The organism is Flavobacterium sp. (genome assembly GCF_049318325.1).
Taxonomy (GTDB): Bacteria; Bacteroidota; Bacteroidia; order Flavobacteriales; family Flavobacteriaceae; genus Flavobacterium.
In genome coordinates, this window is the sequence record NZ_JBMOGQ010000218.1 from 1 (window position 1) to 1,716 (window position 1,716).

At 35.3% G+C, this 1,716-nt stretch carries 3 protein-coding genes; 2 read left to right on the forward strand and 1 reads right to left on the reverse strand.

The features are described from left to right. Positions 1–428 (reverse strand): orotate phosphoribosyltransferase (gene pyrE, locus ACOYLP_RS11865; RefSeq protein ID WP_422856379.1); only part of this gene is annotated, 428 nt, incomplete at its 3' end. A 7-nt stretch (positions 429–435) separates the two neighbouring features. Between pyrE and ACOYLP_RS11870 the strand changes: the two genes are divergently transcribed. Both ACOYLP_RS11870 and ACOYLP_RS11875 read left to right on the forward strand, forming a co-directional pair. Then, positions 436–1,038: an NUDIX hydrolase gene (locus ACOYLP_RS11870; protein ID WP_422856380.1), complete on the forward strand. Its 603-nt coding sequence runs from the start codon at positions 436–438 to the stop codon at positions 1,036–1,038. Between the two features lie 76 nt (positions 1,039–1,114). Next, positions 1,115–1,716 (forward strand): DEAD/DEAH box helicase (locus ACOYLP_RS11875; protein ID WP_422856381.1); only part of this gene is annotated, 602 nt, incomplete at its 3' end.

Below are 1,716 nucleotides of genomic sequence, written 5' to 3' on the forward strand. Positions count from 1 at the left end.
TTTAGTGCTTCTACCGCTAACAAGCTGCTGTTTCCGGTGCTAATTAAATCTTCGACTACAACTACATTCTGACCTTTTTGTAAAAAGCCTTCGACCTGATTTTGTCTACCGTGTTTTTTGGGTTCTGGTCGGACATATACAAAAGGCAATCCCATATATTCCGCTACAAGCATTCCAATTCCGATAGCACCAGTTGCGACTCCCGCAATTACGTCCGGTTTACCAAATTCTTTTTCAATATGTTTGGAAAATTCTTCTCGCACAAAATTTCTTATCGCCGGAAAAGATAGTATTAATCGATTGTCACAATAAATTGGAGATTGCCAACCTGATGCCCACGTAAATGGATTTTTTGGATTCAATTTAATTGCATTTATTTGTAAAAGCAATTCGGCTGTTTTTTCGGCTGTGTCTTTATTAAAAATCATAGTACAAATGTATAAAGTTTTTGTCAACGATAAACCACTTTTTTTAACTAACGAGATCTCGAAAGAAACCGATTTTCAGTTGTTTTTATTGGAAAGTATTGATATTGAACAACTCATCATCAAAATGTTTCAAAATAAAATTCAGAAAGCTTCTTTGTATTATCCTGATGAAAAAGTCATTCTGAAAAAGTTAAAGGAAAAAATTCCGGTTTGTAAAGCAGGCGGAGGTTTGGTTTTTAACAAAAAAGGTGAGGTTTTATTTATTCTTAGAAACGGAAAATGGGATTTACCCAAGGGAGGCATTGAAAGAGATGAAGAAATTGCTGACACTGCAATGCGAGAAGTAGAAGAGGAGACAGGCGTTGATAAATTAGAAATTGCAAAGAAACTTCAAAAAACCTATCATATTTTTAAACGAAATGGAAAGTATAAACTTAAAATAACGCATTGGTTTGAAATGCAGACTTCTTTTGAAGGAACACCCTTTCCACAGGCCAATGAAGGTATAGAAAAGGCGGTTTGGCTCAACCCGGAGCAAATAAAAGAAGCCTTAAAAAATTCGTATGAGAATATTAAGTTATTGTTTGAGGAAGAAAGACTCCTGAAATAAGTCGCAGTTTATAGTCGCACTTGGCATAACTTAAACTTAGATTGAGACTACCTACTTTATTAACTACCTTTACGGCATGTATAACAATCCACATTCCAACAATTTATTATTGAATTTATGCATTGATAGTCTAAACGAAATGCAGGAAACCGCTTCTGATACCATTCTGAATGATGCTAATGTTTTATTGCTTTCGCCAACAGGTTCGGGGAAAACACTAGCTTTTTTATTGCCTATTTTTGAATTGTTAGATGAGTATGTGGCCGGAGTACAATGTTTGATATTAGTGCCAACTAGAGAGTTGGGAATTCAGATTGAACAGGTTTGGAAAAAAATGGGCACCACATACAAAGTCAATGTGTGTTATGGAGGCCATTCGATTGATACAGAAATCAAAAACTTGTCTAATCCTCCGGCAGTTTTAATTGGAACTCCAGGGCGAATTGCTGATCATCTTGATCGCGGTACTTTTAAAGTCGACCACATTCAGACATTGATTTTAGATGAATTTGACAAATCACTCCAACTGGGTTTTCATGAAGAAATGTCATTTATCATCAGTAAATTATCCAAATTAAATAAACGAATATTAGTTTCGGCAACAGTCGGAATTGAAATTCCAAACTATACGCGAGTTGTAAATCCAACGGTTTTAGATTTTATTCCTACGGAAGAAGC

Bases quoted from the DNA above. Each gene is read 5' to 3' on its own strand.
- ACOYLP_RS11870 (WP_422856380.1), top strand. From the start codon at position 436: ATGTATAAAGTTTTTGTCAACGATAAACCACTTTTTTTAACTAACGAG.